At 35.3% G+C, this 2060-nt stretch carries 2 protein-coding genes; one reads left to right on the top strand and one right to left on the bottom strand.

Translation table 11 applies throughout. The features are described 5' to 3' along the window. The first annotated feature begins 64 nt into the window (after positions 1-64). A complete protein-coding gene (locus ACGF63_RS22745; protein ID WP_387633352.1) occupies positions 65-1162 on the top strand; it encodes a glycosyltransferase family 4 protein in 1098 nt (365 codons plus the stop codon). Positions 1163-1194: 32 nt separating this feature from the next. Here the strand turns inward: ACGF63_RS22745 and ACGF63_RS22740 are convergent. Next, positions 1195-2060: tail fiber assembly protein (locus ACGF63_RS22740; protein ID WP_387633351.1), on the bottom strand; the 866-nt coding region annotated here is incomplete at its 5' end.

Below are 2060 nucleotides of genomic sequence, written 5' to 3'. Positions count from 1 at the left end.
CTATATAGGCCCTATTTTTTCAGGTAAAATAAATAAAAAATTAGGATTAGGATAGGTAAGCATAATGAATATTTTGATTACAAATTTTCATACTGGAAATGGTGGTGGTCATACAACATACATAATGAATATAGTTAAATATTTTAACTATAACGAAGGGAATTTATTTATTGCTTGCCCGCCAGAAAGTAGACTATATAAGGAATTATCTAATTTAGGATTTGACAACATATTTTCATTATTTTTTTTCTTTAAAATTAAAAAATTGAAACAAATTATAAAAACCAGTAAGACTTTATCTAGAATATCAAAAGAACATAAAATAGACATTATTCATACTAATGGAGCTTCTGATAATAAAATAGCTATTATAGCAAAATTATTTTTCGGAATGAAAAGTAAATTAATTTATACTAAGCATAATCATTATTCAGTATCTTTGTTGTCAAGAATCAGACTTAGAAGATTTAATAAAAAAGTAATTTTTGTGAGTGACTCTACACGTAACCAATGCTCATATTTTATCGCTGATGAGCGCTCAGTTACTATTAAAAATGGCATTAATATTGATAAATGGAGAGTTGAGCACCCAATTACAGAGAGAGGGAAAATAATACTTATTTCCTCTGCTGGAACTGCAGAACATAAAGGCTGGCATTTCTTAATAAGATGTCTAGCAAAAGATAAAGAGCTGTCTGATAAGTTCAGTGTAAAAATTATAGGCCGTATTCCTCATAAGAAGGATATGGAAAAATTAATCGGCATTACTTTTTCGCATGTTAATGTTGAATTTACTGGTTATATAAATGATGATAAAACAATTATGAATCATATGAAAAATGCCTGTGTTGGGTTTGTATTATCTACCGATTGTGAAACTATTAGTTTTTCCTGCAGAGAAATGATGTCTTGTAGTTTGCCTGTTATCGCCAGTGATTTTGGTGGACTACCAGAAAACATTGATCATGGTATTAATGGCTGGATCACAAAGGCAGGGGATGAAGCATCAATACATAATATCTTGAAATTAATCGCTGGCTTGTCATTTCAAGAGTTAACAGAGTTTTCTGAAAAAGCCAGAGAAAAAGCGGTTAATGAGTTTGATGTGAAGAAAATGGTTTCAGAAACGATAAATACCTATAATTCTGTTTATAGGTCTTAAATCTACGGCCTGAAGAACAGGCCGTTACTATTTTATTCTGGTTTTTTAGGCCAATCAAATTTTGGCGTAGTCGAAATATCAAGTTCAAGCAATTTTATACTGTAAATATCCCACTCAAGTAATTTTAACCGCTTTTGGCGTTCCAGCAAAGTTACTTGCCGCACTGCCTCATCCAGCAGTGTTTGCCGCTTATCCTCAGCCTGTTGTATTTCGTACTGAAGCTGTGCAACTGTGTCCGTTACCCACTGTTTGCCATCCCATTTATCAAATTGGGTCAGTGGCTTCAATAGCGTTAATTCTGATGGTAGCTCCCCGATTTCTTTGACCTCAACAGGCCTACGGGTTTGTATGTTGTAGACAATTTTACTACGAAAATCGGGCAAATGAATCCAGGATTTACCGTCAGCCGACCGACAAATCGCCATATTTGGAGAATTCGGAATTTCTGGTTTATCCAAATAGGCTCCGGCTGGTAGTCCAGTGCCCACGAAAGCACTAGTAATATCCGTACTCATATATTCGCGGGTATACTCATTGATGTGATATACCTGTACCCAACCATATGATAGAGCGAATCCGTTTTCATCAAATTCCACTGTTGGTAACTCTATCTGGTATTCCTTCATAACACGGGAATCTGGCACATGTTCCCACGCTGTACCGTCAATGGTTCTATACACTGCATAATCATGTGAATCGGGTAATGCTGGTGCATCACGATATGCCCCCTCAGACAGTTTGAAACCCTTCGTTACGTATTCCATACTTGTTCCTGTGTATTCGAGGGTTTGCCTATTGGCATGATATACCTGTACCCAACCATATGATAACGCTAACCCATTTTCATCAAATTTAATAATCGGTAATTCTGTCTGGTATTTACTCATTATTGTGCCCT

The organism is Photorhabdus sp. RM322S, from assembly GCF_042879395.1.
Lineage (GTDB): Bacteria > Pseudomonadota > Gammaproteobacteria > Enterobacterales > Enterobacteriaceae > Photorhabdus > Photorhabdus khanii.
The sequence above is the reverse complement of the archived record's forward strand: the minus strand, read 5'-3'. Positions and strand labels throughout refer to the sequence as shown.

Excerpts from the sequence above, each read along its gene's own strand:
- ACGF63_RS22745 (WP_387633352.1), top strand. The coding sequence starts at position 65 with ATGAATATTTTGATTACAAATTTTCATACTGGAAATGGTGGTGGTCAT.